19 protein-coding genes and 1 pseudogene are annotated in these 23361 nt (G+C 72.4%); 10 read left to right on the top strand and 10 right to left on the bottom strand.

The genetic code is table 11. The features are described from left to right. Positions 1 to 39 precede the first annotated feature (39 nt). A complete protein-coding gene (locus K7787_RS01105; RefSeq protein ID WP_223000144.1) occupies positions 40 to 705 on the top strand; it encodes a histidine phosphatase family protein in 666 nt (221 codons plus the stop codon). 19 nt (positions 706 to 724) lie between these two features. Here the strand turns inward: K7787_RS01105 and K7787_RS01110 are convergent, their stop codons facing one another. The 4 genes from K7787_RS01110 to K7787_RS01125 form a co-directional block, all read right to left on the bottom strand. Next, a complete protein-coding gene (locus K7787_RS01110) occupies positions 725 to 1330 on the bottom strand; it encodes a TetR/AcrR family transcriptional regulator (protein ID WP_223000145.1) in 606 nt (201 codons plus the stop codon). 198 nt (positions 1331 to 1528) lie between these two features. Next, complete coding sequence (locus K7787_RS01115) at positions 1529 to 3163, bottom strand: succinic semialdehyde dehydrogenase (protein WP_247720419.1); 1635 nt, start codon at positions 3161 to 3163, stop codon at positions 1529 to 1531. Positions 3164 to 3174: 11 nt separating this feature from the next. Next, on the bottom strand, positions 3175 to 4092 hold the full coding sequence (locus K7787_RS01120; protein ID WP_223000146.1) for an acetoacetate decarboxylase family protein: 918 nt from the start codon (positions 4090 to 4092) through the stop codon (positions 3175 to 3177). A 150-nt stretch (positions 4093 to 4242) separates the two neighbouring features. Continuing rightward, positions 4243 to 4854 carry a TetR/AcrR family transcriptional regulator gene (locus K7787_RS01125; RefSeq protein ID WP_308036269.1) on the bottom strand — a complete coding sequence of 204 codons (612 nt, stop codon included), beginning with the start codon at positions 4852 to 4854 and terminating at the stop codon, positions 4243 to 4245. Positions 4855 to 5134: 280 nt separating this feature from the next. Here K7787_RS01125 and K7787_RS01130 point away from each other — a divergent pair, with 280 nt between their 5' ends. Further along, the gene (locus K7787_RS01130; protein WP_223000148.1) at positions 5135 to 6817 is read left to right on the top strand and encodes a class I adenylate-forming enzyme family protein; all 1683 of its coding nucleotides are present in this window, start codon (positions 5135 to 5137) and stop codon (positions 6815 to 6817) included. A gap of 13 nt (positions 6818 to 6830) precedes the next feature. Next, positions 6831 to 7022, top strand: coding sequence for a hypothetical protein (locus K7787_RS01135; RefSeq protein WP_223000149.1), 192 nt, complete (start codon positions 6831 to 6833; stop codon positions 7020 to 7022). A gap of 32 nt (positions 7023 to 7054) precedes the next feature. Here the strand turns inward: K7787_RS01135 and K7787_RS01140 are convergent, their stop codons facing one another. Then, positions 7055 to 7765: a type 1 glutamine amidotransferase domain-containing protein gene (locus K7787_RS01140; protein WP_223000150.1), complete on the bottom strand. Its 711-nt coding sequence runs from the start codon at positions 7763 to 7765 to the stop codon at positions 7055 to 7057. 200 nt (positions 7766 to 7965) lie between these two features. Here K7787_RS01140 and K7787_RS01145 point away from each other — a divergent pair, with 200 nt between their 5' ends. Further along, positions 7966 to 8568 carry a TetR family transcriptional regulator gene (locus K7787_RS01145; RefSeq protein WP_247720420.1) on the top strand — a complete coding sequence of 201 codons (603 nt, stop codon included), beginning with the start codon at positions 7966 to 7968 and terminating at the stop codon, positions 8566 to 8568. A 348-nt stretch (positions 8569 to 8916) separates the two neighbouring features. Next, the gene (locus K7787_RS01150) at positions 8917 to 9162 is read left to right on the top strand and encodes a hypothetical protein (RefSeq protein WP_223000151.1); all 246 of its coding nucleotides are present in this window, start codon (positions 8917 to 8919) and stop codon (positions 9160 to 9162) included. Between the two features lie 47 nt (positions 9163 to 9209). On the opposite strand, the gene K7787_RS01155 is transcribed toward K7787_RS01150, so the two are convergent. Together K7787_RS01155 and K7787_RS01160 are read right to left on the bottom strand one after the other, a co-directional pair. Next, positions 9210 to 11387 carry an ATP-binding SpoIIE family protein phosphatase gene (locus K7787_RS01155; RefSeq protein ID WP_223000152.1) on the bottom strand — a complete coding sequence of 726 codons (2178 nt, stop codon included), beginning with the start codon at positions 11385 to 11387 and terminating at the stop codon, positions 9210 to 9212. Positions 11388 to 11821: 434 nt separating this feature from the next. After that, the gene (locus K7787_RS01160) at positions 11822 to 12094 is read right to left on the bottom strand and encodes a TetR/AcrR family transcriptional regulator (protein WP_223000153.1); all 273 of its coding nucleotides are present in this window, start codon (positions 12092 to 12094) and stop codon (positions 11822 to 11824) included. A gap of 6 nt (positions 12095 to 12100) precedes the next feature. On the opposite strand from K7787_RS01160, the pseudogene K7787_RS01165 reads away from it, so the two are divergent. Next, a pseudogene (locus K7787_RS01165) lies at positions 12101 to 12634 on the top strand (MMPL family transporter); the annotation flags it as partial. Between the two features lie 112 nt (positions 12635 to 12746). After that, on the top strand, positions 12747 to 13706 hold the full coding sequence (locus tag K7787_RS01170; protein ID WP_164388124.1) for an NAD(P)H-quinone oxidoreductase: 960 nt from the start codon (positions 12747 to 12749) through the stop codon (positions 13704 to 13706). A gap of 149 nt (positions 13707 to 13855) precedes the next feature. On the opposite strand, the gene K7787_RS01175 is transcribed toward K7787_RS01170, so the two are convergent. Then, a complete protein-coding gene (locus K7787_RS01175) occupies positions 13856 to 15085 on the bottom strand; it encodes a PucR family transcriptional regulator (protein WP_223000305.1) in 1230 nt (409 codons plus the stop codon). A 172-nt stretch (positions 15086 to 15257) separates the two neighbouring features. On the opposite strand from K7787_RS01175, the gene K7787_RS01180 reads away from it, so the two are divergent. Beyond that, positions 15258 to 16745 carry a long-chain-fatty-acid--CoA ligase gene (locus tag K7787_RS01180; protein WP_223000154.1) on the top strand — a complete coding sequence of 496 codons (1488 nt, stop codon included), beginning with the start codon at positions 15258 to 15260 and terminating at the stop codon, positions 16743 to 16745. An 81-nt stretch (positions 16746 to 16826) separates the two neighbouring features. On the opposite strand, the gene K7787_RS01185 is transcribed toward K7787_RS01180, so the two are convergent. Both K7787_RS01185 and K7787_RS01190 read right to left on the bottom strand, forming a co-directional pair. Then, positions 16827 to 17867 carry an alpha/beta hydrolase gene (locus K7787_RS01185; protein WP_019981153.1) on the bottom strand — a complete coding sequence of 347 codons (1041 nt, stop codon included), beginning with the start codon at positions 17865 to 17867 and terminating at the stop codon, positions 16827 to 16829. A gap of 162 nt (positions 17868 to 18029) precedes the next feature. Next, positions 18030 to 20633, bottom strand: coding sequence for a penicillin acylase family protein (locus K7787_RS01190; RefSeq protein WP_223000155.1), 2604 nt, complete (start codon positions 20631 to 20633; stop codon positions 18030 to 18032). Positions 20634 to 21073: 440 nt separating this feature from the next. On the opposite strand from K7787_RS01190, the gene K7787_RS01195 reads away from it, so the two are divergent. Then, on the top strand, positions 21074 to 22264 hold the full coding sequence (locus K7787_RS01195) for a glycoside hydrolase family 183 protein (RefSeq protein WP_223000156.1): 1191 nt from the start codon (positions 21074 to 21076) through the stop codon (positions 22262 to 22264). A 50-nt stretch (positions 22265 to 22314) separates the two neighbouring features. Continuing rightward, the gene (locus K7787_RS01200) at positions 22315 to 23355 is read left to right on the top strand and encodes an LGFP repeat-containing protein (protein ID WP_223000157.1); all 1041 of its coding nucleotides are present in this window, start codon (positions 22315 to 22317) and stop codon (positions 23353 to 23355) included. Positions 23356 to 23361 lie beyond the last annotated feature (6 nt).

The raw sequence follows: 23361 nt of genomic DNA on the forward strand, positions 1-23361 counted from the left end.
CCGCACCGGGAGCGACCAAGAGGACGGACAGGAACACCCATGCCGCTCATCTGCCTCGTCCGCCACGGCCAGGCCTCGGCCGCCGCGGAGGACTACGACGTCCTGTCGGAACTCGGCCGCGCCCAGGCCGCCGCCGCAGGCCGGGAACTCGCCCGCCGCGAACTGCGCGACCCCCACCTCGTGTCGGGCACCCTCGACCGCCAGCGCGACACGGCGCGACTCCTCGCGGACGCGGGCGGGTTCAAGGGACCGCTGCGCCAGGACGCCCGCTGGAACGAGTACGACCACCTCGCCCTGCTGGCCCGGTACGCCCCCTCCTCGCAGGAGGGCGTGCGGAACCTGGAGGGCCGGTCCGTGCAGGACCTGCTCGATCACGCCCTGCTGGCGTGGATGCGGGACCCGCACGCGCCCGGCGGCGAGACCTGGTCCGCCTTCGCCGCGGGGGCGCGGGCCGCGCTGGCCGACCTGACCGCCGCGCTCGGCCGGGGCCGCGACGCCGTCGTCGTCACCTCGGGCGGCCTCCTGGCCGCGCTGTGCGGCACGCTGCTGTCGCTGCCGTACGAGGGAGTCGTCGCCCTCAACCGCGTGACCGTCAACGCCTCCGTCACCACCCTCGTGGCGGGCGGGTCCGGGACGAGGCTGCTGACCTTCAACGAGCACGCCCATTTCGCCGGCGACCGGCGCCACCAGCTCACCTACCGCTGAGCCGGACCGCAGGCCGCCCTCAGGCGGGCGCTGCCGTCGTCCGCGACATCGCCGTGGAGGCGGTGAACAGGGCGCGGACGGCGGCGCGGACCTGGGTGTCGACCACCTCGGGGGTGGAGGCGTCGAGTTTGCCGTCGAGGTGGAGGAAGGCCAGTCCGTGGACGAGGGCCCACACGGTGGTCGACAGGGCGTCGGGGTCGACGCCGGGGAAGGCGCGGTGGACGATCCCGCGGACGTACTCCGAGATGACGGCGGTCGCGGCGGCCCGTTCCTCGTTGTCCGGGTCGCAGGGCTCGGCGAACATCACCCGGAACAGGGCCGGGTGGTCCAGCGCGAAGCGGACGTAGGCGACGGCGACCGCGGCCAGGTCGTCCGGCGTCGAGGGGGAGGGGTGGGCCGCGGCCAGGCTCTCGGCCAGCTCCCGGTATCCCTGCGCCGCGACCGCGGAGACGAGTGCCTCGCGGTCCGCGTAGTGGCGGTAGGGGGCCGTGGCCGACACTCCGGCCCGGCGGGCGACCGCGCGCAGCGACAGCCCGGCGCTGCCGTCCTCCTCCAGCAGTTCCCGCGCGGCGCGCAGGCAGGCGGCGCGCAGATCGCCGTGGTGATACGTGTGGGACGGGGACACAGGTCACACCCTCTTGTGTCGGCGATGCTTGCGTTCTGCCCTGATGTAAGTGGCGCATACATGTTAGGTGATCGACGCGGGAGAAGGAAACGGGACGAAGATCCGGGCAGGCCAGGAGGGCGGCCTGTCGTGTGGACGGGCCGCCCTCCCCTCAGGGGCGTGGCTCGCTCGGGGCCACGGCCGTGCGCGAGTCGCCGTTCAGCGGACGCCGGCCGCCTTCATGACCTTCAGCGCGCCGGTGAGGAGAGCGGCCCACGCTTCGGGCGTGATCCGGGGCGGCGGAGAGAACCCCTGCACCCGCTGGTGGGCGACGGTCTGGGCCTCGGTGTACTTCAGGATGCCGTCGGCGCCGTGGCGGCGGCCGAGCCCCGAGTCGCCCATGCCGCCCATCGGCGCGTCGATGCTGCCCCATGCGGCGGCGAAGGCCTCGTTGACGTTGACGGTGCCGGCGTGCACACGGGCGGCGACGGCCCGGCCCCGGGCGCCGTTGCCCGACCAGACGCTGCCGTTGAGGCCGTACGGCGTCGAGTTGGCCAGCTCGATCGCCTCCTCGACGTCCCGGTAGGGGTAGATCGAGACGACGGGACCGAAGGTCTCGTGGGAGTGGAGCGTCATGTCGGGCGTGACGTCGGTGAGGATGGTCGGCTCGTAGAACAGCGGGCCGAGGTCGGGCCGCGCCTTGCCGCCGGCGAGGACCGTCGCGCCCTTGGCGACGGCGTCCTCGACATGGGTGCTGACGGTCTCCAGCTGGGACGGGTTGGTCAGGGAGCCGACGTCCATGCTGTAGTCGAAGGCGGCGCCGACCTTGAGCCGTTCGGTGCGGGCGACGAACGCCTCCACGAACCGGTCCCGGATCGACTCGGCCACATACAGGCGCTCGATGGAGACGCAGAGCTGGCCGGCCGAGGGGAAGCAGGCGGCGACGGCGCCGTCGGCGGCCTTGTCGATGTCGGCGTCGTCGAGGACGATCATGGCGTTCTTGCCGCCGAGTTCGAGGGACGCGCCGATCAGGCGCTCCCCGGCGTCACGGGCGATCCCGCGTCCGCTGGCGGTGGAGCCGGTGAACATCATGAAGTCGGCGCCCGCCATCAGCGCCCCGCCGATCGAACTGCCCCGGCCGATCACCATCTGCCACACCCCGGCGGGCAGCCCGGCCTCCTTCATGAGGTCGAGGGCCCACAGCGCGCTGAGCGCGGTCTGGGTGTCGGGCTTCTGGACGACGGCGTTGCCGGCGATCAGGGCGGGGATGGCGTCGCCGGCGGCCATGCTCAGCGGGTAGTTCCACGGGGAGACGACGGCGACGACGCCCTTGGGGTGGCGCAGCTCGGTGGTGTGGGTCAGCACCGGGATCGCGCCGCGCCGGCGCTTGGGCTGCAGGTACTTGGCGGCGTTGCGCGCGTAGTAGCGGGAGGTGATCGCGATGTCGGTCACCTCCAGGAACGCGTCGCGACGGGTCTTGCCGTTCTCCGCCTGCATCAGGTCCAGCACCTCGTCCTGGCGGGCGAGGACGAGATCGTGGAAGCGCAGCAGGATCTCCTTGCGCCGGCGGAACGACGTGGCGGCCCAGGTCTTCTGCGCGATGCGGGCGCGGGCGAAGGCGTCCTCGACGTCCGCGGGCGTGGAGACGGGCAGGTCGGCCAGCGGGGCGCCGGTGTACGGGGCGTTCGTGGTGACCCGCGCGGCGTCCGGCGCGGCGGTCACGTGGGCCGCCAGCCGTTCGATCCGGTCCGGAGCGAGCCAGGCGGGCAGGCCGACGGTGCGGCGGGCGGCGGCGGGAGCGGTGATGGCGGGCGGGGCGGCGGCGGCAGGGGTGGCGGCGTGGTCGGGGACCATGGTGGGGCTCCTTACTTCCGGCTCTGGACCGAGGTGGGGACCGGCATGTGCAGGGCCGCCTGGCCCTCGGTCATGACGTCGAGCTGGATCTGCCGGATCGGCTTGAGCGAACGCAGATCGTCGGCCATGCGGCCCTCCCCGACCTGGAGCCGGACGTCACGGGGGAGGAGCGCGGTGCCGGCCGACAGCACATTGGTCTGGTTCAGGGTCGAGTGCCAGGCGCCGTCGACCGTCGTGTACGAGGTGAGGGCGGAGACGCGCTCGCCGCTCGGGTAGACGGTCTGGGCCGGGGTGGCCACCGAGAGGGCCAGATCGGTCCCGCCGGTGGCGTTGGCCACCCGGGCGCTCGTGCGGTGGGCGTCGATGTCGACGTCGAGTTCGGTGACCCACTTGGGGAAGCCGTAGCCGTCGTGGCCCCGGACCTGCGCGATCTCGGTGCTGACCGGCAGGGACAGCACATAGGTGTCGAGGTGGTCGTTCTTGAGGGCGGCGACGAGGTCGAAGAAGCCGAGCTTGCCGTGGCGCGCGGGCTTGACGGCGATGCCGATGGCGGCTTCGGTGTAGAAGTCGATGTCGCACACGTCGTAGCGGAAGAACATCGCCGAGATCAGCCCGAGCCCCGGCGCGACCTCCAGCGGGGCCAGCTCCCGGGGAAGGCGGCTGCGGATCGCGCGGGACGGGGCCAGCGTCGTCAGCCGGGCGGTGGAGATCCGGTAGTAGAAGTTCGGGGTGAGTGTGGGACCGATGGGGGAGTCGACCTTGGTCTTGGGCAGCTTGCGGAAGAAGTCCACACTGCTGACCCTGGGGTCGCGGGCCACCTCGTCGAGATCGGTGGCCATCCGGTACCGGTCGTACAGGCCGCCCTTGGGGACCGCGACCGATCGGCCGCCGAGGTCGACCTTGACGGTGTCCTTCTGTGTCGTCGCCATGACGTAGCTCCCTCACTCGCTCATGTTTACGGTGCATACATGACTGTACGCCCGCCATGTATGCACCGTCAACACTGAGGGGTGCCGACTACTTCACCGCCGGTTTCCCAGGAGCGGTCCGGGATCGGGCGAGGGGAAGGGGAACGCGGGTCACGAGGCGCCCACCGTCATCCGGACCATGGCGCGGTAGCGCTCGGCGAGCGCCTGGGGAGTGTGCTCGCCCTCCGCGCGGTACCACTGGGAGACCCCGGTGCACATGGTCACGACCGCCCGGGCGGCCTCGCGCGGATACGGGGTGGTGAAGACCCGCCGCGCCACGCCGTCCTCGATCACGCGGTCCATCAGGCGCTGCTGGCGGTCGCGGGCGGCGATATAGGTGGTGCGGGCCTCCCCGGTGAGGCTGCGGATCTCGCTGGAGGCGATGAAGGCGAGATCCCGCCGGTGGGCGTGGAACAGCACGAGGCACTCCACGAGCAGGTCCAGCCGCCGCCGCACGTCGTCGCCGGCCTCCTCCAGGGCCGCGGTGCTGCGTCGCCACAGCTCGTCCATGGCGTGGGAGACGATCGCGACGAGCAGCGCCTGCTTCGAGGCGTAGTGGTGGTACAGGCCCGGCACGGACAGCCCCGCCCGGGAGGCCACCGTGCGGATCGTCGTCCCGTGGTAGCCGTGCTCCACGAAGCAGGACAGCGCCGTCTCCAGGAGGGGCGGCAGTCCGCCGACGGCGTACGTTCTCCAGGCCGTCCTGGCGTCGGTCTCGGTCACAGCGCTCCCCTTGCCCGGATTCTCCGTCGCGTCGGCACGCCAGTATGCGGGGCCGCCCGCCCGTGCCGACGGCAGACCCCTTGACACGGCGTCGCCGCCCCATCAGTCTCTCACCGAGCGACCGCTCGGTATGCCGACTTCACCGCGCCCCATTCCACCGAGCGACCGCTCGGTATCCCACGACGACGCACCACGACGCACCCCGACGACGCACCGCCCCGGGCGAACGCTCGGTCACTACGTACGGGCCCGCGGACGACGCGGGCGGAAGGGACGAGAAGTGACGGTTCCCGAGGACCCCGCGCGGGACTCCCTGCCCTCGACCGGTGCCGCGGCAAAGACGGCGGAGGCCCACGACTCCCTCGTGTCCGCCTGGCGGGCGCGGGTGGCGAGGAACCCGGACGCCGCGGCGCTGCGCTACTTCGACGGCGTCCTGTCCGCCCGGGAGGCGGACGCGGCCTCGGACGCCCTCGCGGCCGCGTTCGAGGCCCGCGGCACCCGGCGCGGCGACCGCGTCGGGGTGTACCTGCAGAACGTCCCGCAGTACGCCCTCGTGCTGCTGGCCCTGTGGAAGCTGGGCGCCACCGCGCTGGGGCTCAACCCGATGTACCGGCGGCACGAACTGCGCCGCATCGTCGACGACGCCGCAGCGGTCGGGATCGTGTGCGCGGACACCGACGTCGAGGAGACGCTCGGCACCCTCGCGGGAAGCACGGTCCGGTGGCTGATCAGCACGTCGGCGCTGGACTACCAGTCACGCGACGACCCCAGGGTCTTCACCACGACGGACCGCCCCGCCCCGGCGCCGGACGGCGATCTCGTCGCGCTGATCGAGGAGTTCGCCGGCTCCCGTCCCGCACCGGTGCGGCCGGCCCGGGACGACGTCGCGTTCCTGACCTACACCTCCGGCACCACCGGGCCGCCCAAGGGCGCCATGAACACCCACGGCAACGTCCTCAGCGTGGTGGAGAGCTGCCGTGCGTGGACCGGTCTGGGCGCCGGGGACGTCGTCCTCGCCGTCGCCCCGCTGTTCCACATCACCGGCGCCGTGGTCAACGCGGCCATCGCGCTGCTCTCGGACGCCACGCTCGTCCTCGCGGGCCGGTTCCGTCCCGAGGTGGTGCTGGACGCCTTCGCCGAGCACGGGGTCACCTTCACGGTCGGTTCCATCACGGCGTACAACGCCCTCTACGCGCTGCCCCACGCGAAGCCGGAGCACTTCGCGTCGGTGAAGACCCTGTACTCAGGGGGCGCGCCGATCCCGCCGACGACCGTCGAACGGTTCCGGGAACGGTTCGGCGTCTACATCCACAACGTCTACGGCATGACCGAGACGACCTCCGCCGTCATCGCCGTCCCCCCGGGACGGCCGGCGCCGGTCCACGCGCCCAGCGGGACCCTGTCCGTCGGGCTGCCCCTGCCGCACCTCACCGTGCGCGTCGTGGACCCGCACGGCCGCCCGGTGCCGAGCGGGGAGCAGGGCGAACTGGAGCTGAGCGGCCCGCAGGTGGTCCCCGGGTACTGGGGCAGGGCCGAGGCCACGGCGCAGACGATGCCGGCGGGCCGGCTGCGCACCGGCGACGTCGCGATCGTGGACGCGGAGGGCTGGGTCTACCTCGTGGACCGGCTCAAGGACCAGATCAACGTGTCCGGCTACAAGGTGTGGCCGCGCGAGGTCGAGGACGTGCTGTACGAGCACCCGGCGGTGCTGGAGGCCGCCGTCGTCGGCCGGCCGGACGCCTACCGCGGCGAGACGGTCGTCGCCTACGTCTCCCTCAGGTCCGGCCGGAGCGCCACCCAGGACGAGCTGATCGCCTTCTCGCGCGAGCGCCTGGCGGCCTACAAATGCCCCCGCCAGGTCCACTTCATCGCCGACCTGCCCAAGACCCAGAGCGGCAAGATCCGGCGCGCCCGACTCCGCGACGCCGCCGCCCCGGCGAGGCCCTCCGGGGCGACGGACTGACCGACGGGCCCGCATGGCACGGGGATTCGCCCACGGCGGCGAGTCCGCGACGGCCGACACCTGCGTCGCGGAGATCGCCCCCAGCGACCGCCGCGGCCTGTGGGGAAGCGTCGTGTTCGTCGCGATCTCCAGCGGGTCCGCCACGGGCCTCCCAGGCGGCGGCCCGCTCGCGGAGGTCCACCTCGAACCTCGGCCCCGGCGGTGACACCGAGGAACACGGGCCGGTGGAACGGCCGTTCAGTGTGCCGACGCGGTGACGTCGGCGACGAGGCGTTCGGCGAGGCGCTCGGACGACGGCGGGTTCTGGCCGGTGTACAGGTTGCGGTCCACGACCACGAACGGGAGCAGCGGCAGCCGGGCCTTGACGTAGTCGGCCCCGTTCTCCCGCAGCCGGTCCTCCAGCAGCCAGCGGGCCTTGCGGCCGAAGCTGTTGAGCTTCTCCTCCAGGTTGGACAGTCCCGTCATCCGGTAGCCGGCGAAGGGCCACGACCCGTCCTGGTCCGTCGCGGCGAGCGTCGCCGCCGGCGCGTGGCACAGCAGCGCCAGCGGCTTGCCCGAGGCGAGGACCTTCGTGAGCAGCGCGCCCGAGACCGGGTCGACCGACAGGTCCTCCATCGGTCCGTGCCCGCCCGGGTAGAACACCACGTCGAAGTCGTCCGGATCGATCCCGTCCAGCGACCGCGGACTGTTCAGCTCGGCCTCGATCGATTTCAGGTACGCGGCCACCTCGCGCAGCTTCGAGGGCCGGCCCGCCGTGCGGGACATGCTCAGCCGGTCCAGCGTGGGGGCCTTCCCGCCCGGCGTCGCGATCGTGATCTCCCAGCCGGCCGCGGTGAAGATCTTGTGCGGCATCGCCAGCTCCTCGCCCCAGAACCCCGAGGGATGCACCTCCCCGTCCCGCAACGTCCAGCGATCCGCCGCGGACACCACGAACAGCACCTTGGTCATGCCGACACTTCCTTCAGCCGGAACGGCTCCACCGCCGACGCGTTGGACCGTGCAACGGGACATGGCAGGCGCGCCCGGAACCATCGTCGGTCCCGGGCGGGTCCAGGGCGACCGCTCGCCGCACGGGACCCGTGCCCTCCATGGCAGACTACGTCACGCCTGGCACAGACTGCCACTCCTGGCACTGATACCCTCACGGCATGAGGGAGACCACCACGCCCGGCCTGCGCATGAAGACCCGCCGGGCCGTCACCGAAGCCCTGGCCGACACCGCCCTCGACCTCTTCGACACCGCCGGCTTCGACCAGGTCACCGTCGCCGACATCGTCGCGGCGGCCGGCATCTCCCAGCGCAGCTTCTTCCGCTACTTCAGCAACAAGGAGGACGTGGTCTTCGGCGACCGCATCCCCACCGCCGAGGAGGTCCGGGACGAACTGCTCCGGCACCTCGGCACGGACCCGGCGTGGGACGCGCTGTGCGCCACCTTCCGGACGGCCGCCGAGCAGATGGACGCCGACTCCGGACGCTGGAAGCGGGCGAGCCGCGTCATCTGCAACACGCCCGGTCTGCGCGCGCGGTACCTCGAGAAGCACCTGGCCTGGGCCGGCCTCCTGGTGCCCGAGATCGCCTCCCGGATCGACCCCGGCCCCGGCGATGCCGTGCTGAAGGCGCAGACGATGCTCAACACCGCGCTGGGCTGCTTCGACGTCGCCATCGCACGGTGGGCCGAGAGCGACACGGACCGGCCCCTCGCCGCTCTCGTCGACGAGGTGTTCGGCTTCGTCCGCATCCCCCACGACTGACCCCGGCCGGGCGCCGCGCCGCCGGGCCGGGGCCTGCCGGTCGGGAGACGGCGAAGGGCGGATCATCCGCCTGATCCAGGGCGCCCCCGGGAACGGGTGACCGCTCCCGGGGGCGCGGCGCGTGTGCGGCACTTCCCGCACGCCTGATGTTTACAGGGGTTACATCGACGCCTTAATGTAAACGATGCATACATACCAGAGGCGTCGAGACGAAATGGGAAACCCCGGATGCCCCGTGACCTGCTCCTGCCATCGCCCCCCTGCCCCCGGCGGGAGCCGCTCGACCGGATCGCCGAAGCGGCGGCGGAGGACCGAGTCCCGCCGGACGCCGCCCCGGAGGACGGCGCCATGAGGGACGACGACTGTCCGCCGGACGCCGCCGGAGAGGACGACGACTGTCCGCCGGACGCCGTCGCCCCGGCGGAGGGGCCGGGCGCCGCGACGGTATACGGGCCCGCCGAGGCCGCGGCGCCGACCGGGGCCGTGGCGTCCGTGTGGTCCGACATCTTCTCGACCGCGCATCTGCGCCTCAGCGAAGCCCGCGCCGTCGCCGCTGCCCCGGCTCGCCCGACCCCTCCGGTGCGGGACCTCTGACCTCTGACCCCTGACCGCGGACCCGCCCGCCCTCAGGAGCGCCCGCGCTACGACGGTGACGACGGTGACGGCGGGGGGTGCGGAAGCGGTAGCTCCGCCCAGATCACCTTGCCGTCCCGGGTGTAGCGCGTGCCCCATCGGGCGGCGAGTTGGGCGACGAGGAACAGGCCGCGGCCGCCCTCGTCGAAGGTCCTGGCGCGGCGCAGCCGAGGAGCGGTGGCGGCGGCGTCCGAGACCTCGCAGGTGAGCGTGGACTGGAGGATCAGCCGCAGCCGGATGGGCTCCCGCCCGTAGCGGATCGCGTTGGTGACGAGTTCGCTGACGACGAGTTCCGCGCTGAAGGCCAGTTCGTCCAGGTTCCAGGCGGTCAGCAGGCCGGTCGTGTACGAGCGTGCCCGGGAGACCGCCGACGGGGTGCAGGGCAGTTCCAGGGTGCCGACGTGATGGGCGTCCAGCCGGTGGGTGCGGACGAGGAGGAGGGCGACGTCGTCCGCCGGCCGGGACGGGAGCAGGGCGGTCATGAGCCGGTCGCAGGCGTCCTGCGGCGAGGAGCCGGTCCGCCGCAGGACGTCGAGGAGTTCGGTCAGCCCGAGGCCCGGGTCGCGGCCGGGGCCTGCTACGAGGCCATTGGTGAACAGGGCGAGGAGAGTGCCCTCCGCCAGGTCCAGCCGGGCGGTCTCGAACGGCAGACCCCCCAGTCCCAGCGGCGGACCGATCGGCGCGTCGAGGAAGTGGGGCGCGGCGGGGCGGCCCTCGGCCGCGGGCGGCACCACGGCGGGCGGCGGATGTCCGGCGCTGGCCAGCGCGCACTGCCCCGTCACCGGGTCGTAGACCGCGTACAGGCAGGTGGCGCTGATCCCGTCCAGGTCCCCGCCCTCCTCGTGCTGCATCCGGGTGACCACGTCATCGAGATGGGTGAGCAGTTCGTCGGGCATCAGATCGATGTCCGCAAGTGTGCGCACCGCCGTGCGCAGCCGTCCCATGGTGGCCGCGGCGTAGAGGCCGCGGCCGACCACGTCGCCGATGACCAGGGCCGTCCGGGCGCCGGACAGGGGGATCACGTCGTACCAGTCGCCGCCCACGCCGGCCCGGGTCCCGGAGGGGAGGTAGCGGGCGGCCGTCTCGACGGCGCCGCCCCGGTGCGGGAGGTCGGGCAGCAGGCTTCGCTGGAGGGCCAGCGCGGTGGCCCGTTCCTGGGTGTACATGCGGGCGTTGTCGATGTACACGGCCGCTCTGGAGGCGATCTCCTGCGCCAGGAGGAGGTCGCCGTCGTCGAACGGCGCGGCGGTGCGGTGGCGGAAGAGCTGTGCGACCCCCAGCGGGCTGCCGCGGGCCCGGAGCGGGACCAGCAGCATCGTGTGGATGCCGGAGTCGACGAGACGGCGGCGCTGGCCCTCGGAGGGGGTGAGCCACGCCGGGACGTCGCCGACGGTGACCCGGTGGCACAGGGGGCGTCCGGAGGCGAGCGCCTCGGCGGGGCCCGAGTCCCCCGCGAAGCTGTGCGTGCTGCCGGTGGGCAGCAGCGACTCGGGGCAGCCGTCGAGCACGGAGTGCTGGGCGACGCGCCGGACCGCGAGGGCGCCCCGCGCGGGAAGGGGGCCTTCGTCGCCGAGGACGGATTCGAGGAGGTCGACGGTGACGAAGTCGGCCAGATGGGCGGTCCCCACCTCGGCCAGTTCCTGAGCGGTGCGGGCGATGTCCAGCCGGGTGCCGATCAGCCGGCTGGCCTCGTTGACGACGATGAGCCGCCGTTGCAGCAGGCTGTCCCGTGCCTGCTGGAAGGCCGTCACCACTTGTTCGGAGGCGAGGTCGACGTAGCCGAAGGACCCCGTGATCAGGGTGTCGGCGACCTCGTTGCGCAGGGTCGGGTCGTCCGTCAGCCGGGTTGCCTCCTCCCGGACGATGGTCAGGGCGGTGGCGTGCCCGATGCGGTAGGAGCGCAGCAGCTCGGTGATCTCGCCGCCGCACTCCGCCAGACGCCTGGCGAACCCGATGGCGGCCTGCGGAGCCGGGACGGCGGCGAGGTCGGAGCCGTGTTCGAGCGCCCGCAGCACGGTGTCCACGTGTTCTTGAGCGGACCGGACGGCGAGGTCGGTGAGGTCCTCGTGCTCCCAGACGACCTCCTCGCGCATGCTCGACACCAGTCGGTCGACCAGCTCGTCCATGCGTGGCCGGAGCCGGAGCGCGATCTCGCGAAGAAATGCGTCGACATCGGTCCTCACCATCCGAATGTACCGGAATGTGAGGATCATCCCGGTGTGCGGCCCGGAGGCGAGCCGCCGGCCGTCGGCGGTGTCCGGCGGACGGGCCGCCGCCGGCCGTGTGGCGCCCGTCCGCGGCGCGGACGGGGACGCCGGGACCGGGTCAGTCCGTGGACAGGGTGGCGGCCGCGGCGCGGATGAAGGCCATGGCCGTCTCCAGGTCGCCCGGCCCGGACCGGTGCATCAGCTCGCCGATCACGCTCGCCACCGTGGCCGCCAGGATGCGCGGGGCGAAGTCGTCGGGCCGCCGGCCCTGCTCTTCGGCCAGGAGCCGGGCGCACGTCTTGGACGACCTCGGTCAGCCGGCCCCTGCACAGGCCCTTGAGCTGGGGGTCGGTCTGGAGCATCCGGTCGTGGAGCCGGTCGAACTCGCTCCGGGCCGCCGCCTGTTCGCGCAATCACTTCTCGACGGTGTCGAGGATGCCCTGCCCCTCGGGCCGGGCGTGCGGCGTCCGCGCCAGCTCGTCGACGAAGGCGTTGAAGTGCGCCATCGCCAGTTCGAGCTTGGACGGGAAGTACAGCGTCACCGTGCGGGGCGACACCTCGGCCGCCTCGGCGATGTCGGCGATGCTCGTGGCGTCGAAGCCCCGCTCCGCGAACGGTTCGTGGGCCGCGGTGAGGATCGCGTCCCCGCGCCGCGCCTTGCTGCGTTTCCCGAGGCTGTCACCCATGCCGTGATCTTCCAGCAGGGCCACGCCGACGGCCTGCCGGACGTGGCCGCCGCCGGCCCGGTCCCCAGCTTCCTCCCGGTCCTGCTGATCGGCGTGCTCTTCGGACTCGCCATGGACTACGAGGTGTTCCTCGTCAGCCGGATGCGCGAGCACCATGAGCACTCCGGGGACCCGGCCGAGGCGATCGCCGAGGGCATCTCGCGCAGCGCGCGGGTGGTGGTGGCCGCCGCCCTGATCATGGTCGCGGTCTTCGGCGGCTTCGTCTTCAACGAGGACCCGATCATCAAGTCCATCGGCTTCGCGCTGGCCTTCGGTGTGTTCGTCGACGCCTTCGTCGTCCGGATGACGCTCGTGCCGGCCGTGATGGCGCTGATCGGCCGGCACGCCTGGCGCATGCCCCGGTGGCTCGGCCGGCTGGTGCCGGAGGTCGATATCGAGGGCGCCCGCCTGCCGGCCGCTCGCGCGGCGGGCCCCGCCGGGGGAGCGGGCGTCGTCGTGGGTCGGGATACGGCGGCGGACAAGTCGGGCGCCCGCCTCTGACCTGCAATGTTGACACTGCACACTTCCATTTCTTAGTGTATGCATCGTAAACATTGGCTCCCGGGCCGGCCGGCGCGGGAGCCCCTCATCTCAGTCATGTGAACGGAGTGCCATGAAGGCGATATCCATCAGGGAACCCGGCGGCCCCGAGGTCCTGGAGTGGGTCGAGGCCGACGACCCGACGCCCGCCGCGGGAGAGGTGGTCGTCGACGTGGCGGCCGGCGCCCTCAACCGGGCGGACGTCATGCAGCGCTGGGGCCTCTACCCGCTCGCGCCGGGCACCTCCCCGTACCCGGGTCTGGAAGTCTCGGGCCGGATCAGCGCGCTCGGTGAGGGGGTGACCGGGTGGCAGGTGGGCGACGAGGTGTGCGCGCTGCTGACCGGCGGCGGCTACGCGCAGAAGGTCGCCGTCCCGGCGGGACAACTGCTCACGATCCCCGAGGGCGTCGGCCTGGCCGAGGCGGCGGCCCTGCCCGAGGTGACCGCCACGGTGTGGTCCAACATCGTCATGACGGCCGGGCTGAAGGCGGGCGAGACCCTCCTCGTGCACGGCGGCGCCGGGGGCGTCGGCACGATGGCGATCCAGATCGCCAAGGCGCTCGGCGCCCGTGTCGTCACCACCGTCGGCGGCCCGGAGAAGGTCGCGCAGGCGCGGGAGCTGGGCGCCGACGAGGCCGTCGACTACCGCACCCAGGACTTCGCCGACTTCGGCCCCTACGACGTGATCCTCGACGTGATCGGCGGTGACTACCTGGAGCGCAACATCCGCTCCCTGGCCGCCGACGGACGTCTGGTCGTCATCGGCCTCCAGAACGGCCTGGAGGGGCAGCTCAACCTGGCCGAGATCGTGTTCAAGCGCGTCTCCGTCCACGGCACCACCCTGCGCACCCGGTCCAAGGAGGAGAAGGCCGCGATCGTCGCCGAGGTGCAGAAGCACGTGTGGCCGATGATCGAGAGCGGCGCCGTCCGGCTGGTCATCGACCGGACCGTGCCCCTGGCCGAGGCCGCCGAGGCGCACCGGCTGATGGAGGCCGGCGGCCACACCGGCAAGATCCTGCTGGTGAACGAGTAGCAGGCGGGGGAACGTTCCCGGGCTCCTCCCGGGGAGGAGCTGCCGGGCGCTCCGGTCCCCGGTGTGCGGATCAGGCGGGTCCTCGCCTCGGGCGGGCCGCCGGCGCCGCCGCGCCGTGCGCCCGGCCGCCGCCCCCGTGCGGGTACCAGCTACCAGCCGCTCGCGGGGTATCCGCTCCCGGAGTGACCGCTCGGGGACTGGCTGCCGGCGGAGTGACTGCTCCCGGAGTGGCCGCTCGAAGAGTGGCGGACCGCCAGGAGCGCCGCCCTGATGTCCGCCGTCGCCCGCGGATCGGAGAGGGACCGGCCCGTCAACTCCTCGACACGGCGCAGGCGGTAGCGGACCGTGTTGGGATGGACGAAGAGGGTCCGGGCCGCGGCCCCGGCGGAACCGGCGGCGGCGAACCAGTGCTCCAGCGTTCGCAGCAGCCGGGACCGCTCCGCCGCCGGGAGATCGAGCACCGGCCGGAGGACCACCTCCACCAGGTGCGCGGCCTCGGCCGGAGCCGCGGAGACCACCATGGCCAGCGGATCGTCGTCGAAGCGGGCCACCCCGGGGCCCGCGCCCTCCAGCCCGGACAGGGCCAGACGGGCGAAGCGCAGCGCCTGCGGAGTCTCCCGCAGCGAGCGGAAACACGGACTGAGCCCCACACGTGCGCCGGTGCGGCGCAGCACACGCAGACACGTGTCCTGCGCCGACGCAGTGGGCAGGGCGATCAGGGCGAGCTGCTGGTCGGGCAACAGCCTCCAGGCGGAGGGAAGTTGCGCCTGCAGCAGGGCCGCCTCCGCCTCCGCGAGCGGTTCCCCGCCCGCCGCGCCGGCCTCCGCCACGGCGACCGCGTACGGCCCGTGCGCGGGCAGTCCCAGCTCGCGGGCGGCCTCCCACAGCGTGCGGTCGGCGATGACACCCGTGAACAGCGCCTCGGTCAGCGCCGAACGCCGCGCCCGCACATGTGAGGTCAGTTCCGCGGCCGTCTCCCGGTAGGCCGCCGCCACCGCCTCCGCGTACAGCCCGGACAGGGTCCAGAACCCCGCCGACTCCGACACCAGGAGATCGTCGGAGACCTCCGGGCGCGTCCGCGCCTCCGCGAGGATCGCCGTCCACAGCAGCTCGGAGCCGATCCGATACGCGTGCAGCGTGTCCGCCAGCGGCACCCCCTGCTCCGCGCGGACCCGTCCCGTCTCACGGGCCGGACTCGCGTCCGGGGCGCCCTCGCGGCACAACTGCGCCAGGACCAGGTCCGCGTTGGCGGCGCAGGAGCGGCACAGCGAGTCCAGGGGCACCAGGGACTCGTCGTTGTAGGAGTCGACGTCCGAGCGGATGCGCAGCGCCATGCGCTCGCCCAGTTCCGGAAGCCTCGCCCGCAGCGCGGCGGCCACACCCGAAAGTCTCGTCTCCACGGTCATCTCCGCAGCTTAACCCCGGTGAATTGTCGCCGGGAACAATCCCGCGGGCCGAGTGCTGTGCCCTCGCCCATAGGGCACGGCCGCATGTGGCGGCAATATGTCAGCGATGTAAACATACGGCGACACCGTGTAACGGAGGCGGGTCATGGCCAATCTGGCAGGGTTCCTCGTGGAGACGGCGGGGCGGCAGCCCGAACGCCCCGCGCTGCGCCTCGGGGAACACGTCATCACGTACGCGGAGCTGGACGAACGCAGCGCCCGCGCCGCCGCCCTGCTCAGGTCCGAGGGCATACGACCGGGGGACCGGGTCGCCCTGATGCTGCCCAACGTCCCCGAGTTCGTCGTCCTGTACTACGCGGCCCTGCGCGCCGGAGCGGTCGTGGTCCCGATGAACCCGCTGCTGAAGACCAGGGAGGTGGAGTTCCACCTCGCCGACTCCGGCGCGGTGCGCCTCTTCGAGTGGCATCAGGCGCCGGGCGAGGGCGCGCAGGGCGCTGCCGCCGCGGGCGTACGCCACACGGCCGTGGAATCCGCCGCGTTCGCCGCGTTGCTGGCCGGGCACGAGCCGCTGCCCGCCGTCGCCGACCCGGACGGCGAGGACATGGCCGTCCTGCTGTACACCTCCGGCACCACCGGCCGCCCCAAGGGGGCCGTTCTCACCCACGCCGGGCTGCGGCACAACACCGAGGTCAACAGCATCCGGATCCAGCGGATGACACCCGAGGACGTGGTGGTGGGCTGTCTGCCGCTGTTCCACATCTTCGGGCAGGTCTGCACCATGAGCGCGGCCGTGCGCAGCGGCGCCTGTCTCGTCCTGATCCCCCGGTTCGACCCGCAGACCGTCCTCGACGCCGTCGCCCGTGAGCGGGCCACTGTCTTCGAAGGCGTGCCGACCATGTACGCGGCGCTCCTGCAGCACCCGTCGGACGCGGACGTGTCCACGCTCAGGATGTGCATCTCCGGCGGCGCCTCGCTGCCGGTGGAGATCCTCCACGGCTTCGAGGAGCGGTTCGGCTGCCCGGTGCTGGAGGGCTTCGGCATGTCCGAGACCAGTCCGGTGGTCACGTTCAACCATCCCGACCGGCCGCGCAAGGCCGGCTCCATCGGCACCCCCATCCAGGACGTGGAGGTACGGCTGCTGGACGCCGACGGCAAGGACGTGCCCGCCGGCGAGATCGGCGAACTGGCCGTCCGGGGGCCCAACGTGATGAAGGGGTACTGGAACCGGCCCGAGGAGACCGCGGCCGCCCTTCCCGACGGCTGGCTCCGCAGCGGCGACCTCGCCCGCGCGGACGAGGACGGCTACCTGTACATCGTCGACCGCAAGAAGGACATGATCATCCGCGGTGGCTACAACGTCTACCCGCGCGAGATCGAGGAAGTGCTCCACGAGCACCCGGCTGTCGGCATGGCCGCGGTGCTCGGCGTCCCGCACGCGAGCCTCGGCGAGGACGTCGCCGCCGCGGTCGTGCTCCGCCCCGGCGCGCGGGCCACGCCCGACGAGCTGCGGCAGTACGTCAAGGACCGGGTGGCGGCCTACAAGTACCCGCGCCACGTGTGGCTGGTGGACAGGCTCCCCATGGGGCCGAGCGGCAAGATCCTCAAGCGGGAGATCACCGTGCCGACGCCGTGAGCCGGGCGCGGCGCGGGGCGCCGGACGGGCCGGCCGCCGCCTCTCGGGCGGCGGCCGGCCCCGGTCCGTCCCCGCGCGCGGTCAGGAGGCGAACGCCCGCTCCAGCCGGGGGATCAGGTCCCGCAGATCCTGTTCCCAGCAGTAGCCGTTGTGGCCGCCGTTGCACTGGGTGCCCCAGCCGGAACCGTCGCCGTAGTCGACGTAGTGGTACGGCATGCCGAGCGCGTCCATGCTGTCCTTGACGTGCTGGGCCGCGCCCTCGAGCCAGAACTCCGGTTCGGTGGGGACGCCGCCGCCGTTGCCCACGTAGACGGAGACGCCGATCCCGGCGAGCTTGTCCATGTGCGCGGCCGGATCGACCTCGTTCCACCGCCAGTCGGCGTTGAACACCGGATAGGGGGAGCCGAACAGGGCGTCGCTGTCCACGCCGGGCTTGTACGGGGAACTGCCGGGGTCGCAGGCTCCGGACGACGAGCCGCAGATCGCGCCGAGCGCGTCGGTGACCGAGGCGACGATGGCCAGCCGCAGGTCCATGGACCTGGCCGACAGGTCGATGTCCCCCGACAGGGACGCCGTCTGGCTGAACAGGTCGGGCCGGTCCTGGGCGTAGTGCAGGGCGCCGAACCCGCCCATGGAGACGCCGGCGACGGCCCTGGCCTTCTTGGTGGGGATGGTCCGCAGGTTCGCGTCGATGAACGGGATCACCTGCTTGAGGTGGAAGTTCTCCCAGTTCTGGGCGCCGATCTGGGTGTTCTGGTTCAGCCAGTTGGCGTACCAGCCGCGGGCGCCGCCGTCCGGAATGACGGTGATCATCGAGTCGGACATGGTCAGCGCCGGATAGTTCTGCTGGATCGGGTCGTCGGGCGAGCCGTGCAGGAAGTACAGCACGGGGTAGCGCCTGTTCGGGTCGTCGTAGTAGCCGCTCGGCAGAATGATCTTGATGTGGTGCTTGCCCGAGACCTCCGGCGTGGTCACCGTGATGGTGAAGTTGGTGGGACCGCCCACGGCCGTGTCGACCTGGGTCAGTCCGAACCCGTTCGTCAACGGCGGCGGTGCGGTGCCGTCGGCGGCCTGTGCCGGGCCGGCCGGCAGGGCCAGGGCCAGTGCGGCGGCGGTGACCATTCCGGTCGCCGTCAGTCGCAGGCGGTTCGATGTCCTTGCCACAGTGTGTCTCCTCGTGAGCCTTCGTGCGGTGCGGGGCGAATGGTGCCGGGGCGCGATGACGCCCTGGGAGGAGCACGCCGGAGACCCTCAGCGGCGTTCCGGCGTGCTCGCACGGCGATCTCAGTCCAGGACCTCGACCTCCAACTGCGGTGAGGCCGCGATCTGTTCCTCGGTGAAGCGCTCGGTCACCCACTGGCCCGCCGAGAACAGCCTCGTCTGATCGGCGTAGTGCGGCGAGGTCGGGTCGGCCGACTGGGAGTAGGTCAGCAGGGAGGAGGTCTGCGGCGGGCCGTCCGCGGTGAAGTGCACCTCCTGGATGAAACTGGACCCGAAGACGACGTCCGTCCGGCCGTCGACCTGGCCGGGGGTGATGACGTTCAGCACGCCCAGCTCGCCGATGGAGCCGTGGACCGGGATCTGCTCAGTGCCCCGGGTGACCTTCTGGACGTCCGAGAGCCGCGCGTTCAGCGGAATGCCGGCCTTGCGCAGGGCGAACACCGCGCGGGCGAGCGCGTCGCGGACCGCGGAGCTGCCCGGGTCGAGCGAATTCGGCGTGTGCACCGGGTCCTTGGCGTCGAAGGGCACCCGCCAGGGCAGCTTCTCGACGGCCTGCCCGCCGAGCAGATACGACCAGTAGTTGGCGAACAACCAGGAGCCCTGGCTGTCCGAGGTGTAGGCGTGACTCTTCCAGGCGGCCAGGATCGGGCAGGCTTCGCTCACATTGACCAGGTTGCCGTCGACCAGGACCGTCCCGAAAGGCGTGTTCCGGCACGCCGTCACCGTGCTGTCGAGTGCCAGGTCGGCCGCCCTGCTGTGGTCGGCGAACAGCGACTGCCGCATCGTCTCGGGGGTGAAGCCCTTGCCGGGCAGGCCGTCGGTGCCGTCGATCCGGTGCTGCGCGGTGAGGATCAGCTCCTGGGTGCGCAGCGACCGGGGCGCCGCCATGTCGCCCATCACCCGGGGGAAGGACAGCGGCTGCTCCGGATTGGCCAGCCAGGCGCTGTCGTTGGCGTTGCCCACGAAGTCGGAGCGGATGAGGCGAGGCTGCTTGCGCGGGTCCATCAGGCCCGGCGCGACCGCGTTCGGGTCGTCGGGCCAGTCGCACGCGCTGCGCTTGCCGTCGAGGATGGAGACCGGCGGCACGTTCGGCAGCCGCAGCGTCTGCTCGAACAGCAGCCGGCCGGTCTCGGTCAGGCACGCCTGCGCGTGCTCGTCGGTGATGTTCGGGGTCGCCTGGATGTCCGCGTACAGCGCGTGGCCCTCGCGGTCGGCGGCGACGGTGTTGAAGAAGGGGACGCCCTCGGTGGCCTCCAGGGTGCCGACCACGTCCTCGACGTCCTTGGCCTGGTCGAGGTGGAACCAGGTGTTCAGCGCCCGCAGGTTGTCCATGTTCACGTCGCGCACCGCGTGGGCGCTGACGGTCCACGGCAGCGGAACGCCCTGGACCGAGGTGGTGATCGGGCCGTAGCGGGTGGACCACAGCGTCCTGGTGACCTTGCCGAGGGAGCCGTCCGGGTTGCGCACGTCCACGGTGACCTGCTGCGAGGTCATCCGCTGCCAGACGCCGTCCACCAGGTAGGAGGTCGGGTCGAGCGGGTTCACCTGCACGTCGAACAGCCCGAACGGCGCGACCGTGGCGACCGTGTGGCTCCAGGCGACGTCGTTGTTGTGGCCGATGTTCACCGCGGGCAGCCCCAGCAGCCCGGCCCCGGAGACGTCGACCTTCCCCGGGATGGTCAGCTGGCTCTGCCACATCCGGTTCTTGCCCTGCCACGGGAAGTGCGGGTTGGCCAGCAGCATGCCCGTGCCGCCGGACACCCCCTGCGAGCCGACCGCCAGCGCGTTGCTGCCCATGCTCGCCCGCGCGCTCGCTGCCATGGCGTCGCGGATCCTCTGCGCGGTCCGCGCGGGCGAGGACGCGGGCGAGGACGCGGGGGAGGCGGGGGCCTTGGCCCTGGACGGCGACGCGGCCTTGGACCCGGACGGTGACGCCGCCTTGGACCCGGACGGCGACGCCGCCTTGGACCCGGACGGTGACGCCGCCTCGGCCCCGGACGGGTTCGCGGCGGCCGGCCCGGAAGGCGCGGCGGCGGACTGCGCGCCGGGCGGCGCGGCGTTCACCTCGCCGTCCAGCAGCGCGTCGGCGCTGCCCATGATGATCTCGGCGTGCGCGTGCCGGTAGACGTCCAGCTCCGTGATCGGCCGCACCCAGGCCGCGCCCCGGCAGGCCGGGTCGGTGATGGCGTCCACGCCCGTCTCGGCCAAGTACCGGTTGTACCCCCGCACATAGCCGCGGACGGCCTCCTTGACCTCCGGCTCCGGGCCCTGGGGCGCGGGCTGGTCGATCAGCCGCTCCACCACCCGGTCGTCGTTGATCCGCTGGAAGTACAGGTCGCTGGCGAGGTTGGTGGTGGTGTTCTGGTCCCGGCCGGGGCTCGCCCTGCCGTCCGGCCCCAGATAGCGCGACCTCTGGGCGTCGACCATCAGATACGTGTCGGCCAGGGTGCAGATGTTGTCCCTGGCGGCGGCATACCCGTATCCCAGCCCCAGCCCCTCCCAGTCGGAGGCGGTGATGTGCGGGATGCCGTACTCGGTGTAGCGGATCGTCGCCTCGGCGCTCCCCTCCCCGTCGGCGGGCGAGGCGGCGACCGCCGTCGTGCTCATCAGGGCGACCGCGGCCATCACCGCCATCGGCAGCCTCGATCTGAGTCTCCTGCGTGTCATCGAGCCGTCCCTCCCGTACCGGCGGCTTTGTCCGGACCCGGTCACGCTAAGGAGGGCCGATGAAATTCCCATGACGCCGCTGTGGGCGCGCGACGGTCCGGGCCGCCGGGTGACGGCTCCGCGACGGCCCCTCACCGCGGGCACGTGGGGCGTGAAAACCCCTCGCTGAACCGGGATTTCATCGTTTCTTCAACGCCCCTCGCCAGGATGATCCGGCCGCCGCGGGCTGTCCGCCCCCGTCCGGTCCGCATCCGTATCCCCAGCCATGGCGCGGCGATCGCCTCGTGCCGCCCCGGCACCGGCCGCGGCGCGCCAACCCGCACGACCGCCGGCACAGCGCCCGCGGCCCGCATCCCCGACCGACCCCGACCGACACCCAGTACGCCGCGACCGATCGACCGACCGAGTCCACCGCGGCGAACCGAACACGAAGGGACGCCATGTCCGACTCCGCACACCCCGACCGCCGTCCGCCCACCCGCCGGACCCTGCTCAAGGCCGGCGCGGGCGCCGCCCTGACCGCCGGCGCGCTCGGCGGCTCCCTCGCCGCGGCGCCCTCCGCCGCCGCGGCGCAGAACGGCGCGCCGCTGTGCGAACAGCCCGGCGACTCGGCCCGCGCACAGGGCCTGGGATCGGGCGACCTCGCCATCCCCTACCACCGGGAGCACGACGACACCTGGGGCTATGTCTTCGGCGACTCCTTCAGCGAACCCGCGCTCGGAGGCGAGTACCTCGGCTCCCCGGTCATGCTGAACCAGGCCTCCTTCGACGCCTCCGGCTCGACCCCGATCTCGTTCACCTGGGCCATGCCCACCGGAGGCGGCGCCCGGCAGCTGTTCGACTACCAGCACAACGCCGACAACGGCTACGGCTTCGAGGTCAGCCGCATCCCGAACGACTGCATCGAGTTCGGCGGCCGCACCTACATCCAGTACACCTCCGTGGAGGTCTGGCAGCCGCCCGCCGGCTACGACGGCTCGCGGATGTCCGGCGTCGCCTACTCCGACGACCACGGCGTCACCTGGCACGACTACCCCTACCACTGGGCCGGCGACACCCAGGGCGTCAACCAGTCCATGTACGGCATGTGGTCGTTCGCGGGCATCGACCCCGACGGCTGGCTGTACATCTTCTCCAAGCGCTGGAACGGCAGCCACCTCAACACCGGCGACGGCGGCGCGATCCAGCTCTTCCGGATCCGGCCGGAGGAGTTCCGGGCCGGCAACTTCGGAGCACAGGAGAACTGGGCCTACCTGGACGGCCGATGGCAGTGGACCCGCGCGGTCCAGCCGTCCGTGATCCTCTCCGGGAACAACATCGGCGAGTTCTCCGTCAAGCGCATCGGCGGCACGTACTGCATGAGCTACTTCGACGTCACCGACTACTCGATCTGCACCCGCACCGCCCCCCGGCCCGACGCCGTGTGGAGCGCGCCGAAGCCGCAGATCGTCGGCAACGCCGCCTGGCCGCCCAACCACTGGGGCAAGCCCCAACTCCCCTTCCTCTACGGCGGATACATCCACCCGGGCAGCGCGAGCGCCACCTCCCTCACCCTGATCGTCTCGCAGTGGAACGGCCAGCCCCACCAGTCGCCCTACCGCGTCCTGCAGTACGACGGCGTCAACCCGTGAGCCGCGCCCCGCACCCGCCCCTCTGCACCCGCCCCCACAGGAGGAGACAAGTGAGCACAGTCCGCTTACGCCGCGCGAGAGCGGGCGGCACCGTCCTGCTCGCCGCCCTCACGGTCCTGACCGTCCTCGGCGCCGGCCCCGCGAGCGCCGGCAGCACCGGGCCCGCGAGGATACCCGGCCCCCTCGGCAACGCCGCGCCCGCCACGGCGTACTGCGACATCCCCGCGCAGCGCGACATCGCGGTCACCCGCAAGGTCTACGAGGTCGGCCAGCGCATGAACGTGTCCCCGAAGGTCATGCTCGCCGGCTTCGAGACCGGCTGGGTCGAGTCCCGGATGAACAACCTGGCCTGCGGGGACCGGGACTCCCTCGGCGTCTTCCAGCAACGCCCCTCGCAGGGCTGGGGATCGCCCGAGCAGGTCCTGGACGTCGACTACGCGGCGTCCAAGTTCTTCGAGGTCGCCGAACAGATGGAACCCGGCATGGAGGGCAGCACCGCAGGCCAGCTCGCCCAGGCCGTCCAGCGCTCCGCCTACCCCGAACGCTACGACCAGGCCGAAGGCACCGCCGTGGCGCTGCGGGACGAGGCGTTCCAGCCCTACGGCACGATCGGGGCGAAGTACGGCGCCATGGGCGGTGCGGGCGGCGTCCTCGGCGCACCGGTCCGGGCCGAGGAGGCGGCCTCGCTCGGCGGGCGCTTCCAGCTCTTCCAGAACGGGATCATCCTGTGGCACCCGGATGTGGCGTACGCGGTGTACGGGGACATCCTGACCAAGTTCTGGGCGACGGACGCGGAGCGGCGCTGGGGTTTCCCGACGATGGACGAGGCGGATGCGTCGCGGGCGCCGGACGGGACGAAGGGGCGGTACCAGTTCTTCGAGCGGGGGCTGTTCCTGTGGTCGCCGGCGACGGGGACGCACGTCGTGCACGACGCGATCTACGACGCGTTCCACGCGGGCGGTCATGAGTCCGTCCTCGGGTATCCGACGACGGACGAGACGGACGAGGCCGGGGGCGGGCGGATGCAGCGCTTCCAGAACGCCACCATCCACTGGCGCGCCGACAAGGGCACCTGGATCACCGACAACTGAACAGGA

This window comes from Streptomyces sennicomposti (genome assembly GCF_019890635.1).
Taxonomy (GTDB): Bacteria; Actinomycetota; Actinomycetes; order Streptomycetales; family Streptomycetaceae; genus Streptomyces; species Streptomyces sennicomposti.